At 48.2% G+C, this 629-nt stretch carries 2 tRNA genes and 2 rRNA genes; all 4 read left to right on the plus strand.

Annotation, left to right across the window (positions count from 1 at the left end):
• Positions 1-78 (plus strand): 16S ribosomal RNA (locus tag CWM66_RS28035); the annotation flags it as partial.
• A 72-nt stretch (positions 79-150) separates the two neighbouring features.
• Positions 151-227: transfer RNA gene (locus CWM66_RS28040), tRNA-Ile, on the plus strand.
• A gap of 39 nt (positions 228-266) precedes the next feature.
• A tRNA-Ala gene (locus CWM66_RS28045) sits at positions 267-342 on the plus strand.
• A 179-nt stretch (positions 343-521) separates the two neighbouring features.
• A 23S ribosomal RNA gene (locus CWM66_RS28050) occupies positions 522-629 on the plus strand; the annotation flags it as partial.

The raw sequence follows: 629 nt of genomic DNA on the forward strand, positions 1-629 counted from the left end.
ACCACTTTGTGATTCATGACTGGGGTGAAGTCGTAACAAGGTAACCGTAGGGGAACCTGCGGTTGGATCACCTCCTTACCTTAAAGAACCATCTCCTGAAGTGCTCACACAGATTGTCTGATGAAAAAACAGCAGTAAGAAAATCTCTGCAGGCTTGTAGCTCAGGTGGTTAGAGCGCACCCCTGATAAGGGTGAGGTCGGTGGTTCAAGTCCACTCAGGCCTACCAAATTTGCGAAAGCAAATTTGATGAGGTTTTAACTACGATGGGGCTATAGCTCAGCTGGGAGAGCGCCTGCTTTGCACGCAGGAGGTCTGCGGTTCGATCCCGCATAGCTCCACCATCATTACTGCACAAACAAGAAAACTTCAGAGTACACATTCTGTGTGTGCTGCGAAGTTTTGCTCTTTAAAAATCTGGATCAAGCTGAAAATTGAAACACTGAACAATGCGAATTGTTCGTGAGTCTCTCAAATTTTTGCAATGCGATGATGGATCGGAATAAACATCTTCGGGTTGTGAGGTTAAGCGACTAAGCGTACACGGTGGATGCCCTGGCAGTCAGAGGCGATGAAGGACGTGCTAATCTGCGAAAAGCGCCGGCGAGGTGATATGAACCCTTGACCCGGC

It is taken from the genome of Kosakonia sp. H7A (genome assembly GCF_003028445.1).
Lineage (GTDB): Bacteria > Pseudomonadota > Gammaproteobacteria > Enterobacterales > Enterobacteriaceae > Kosakonia > Kosakonia radicincitans.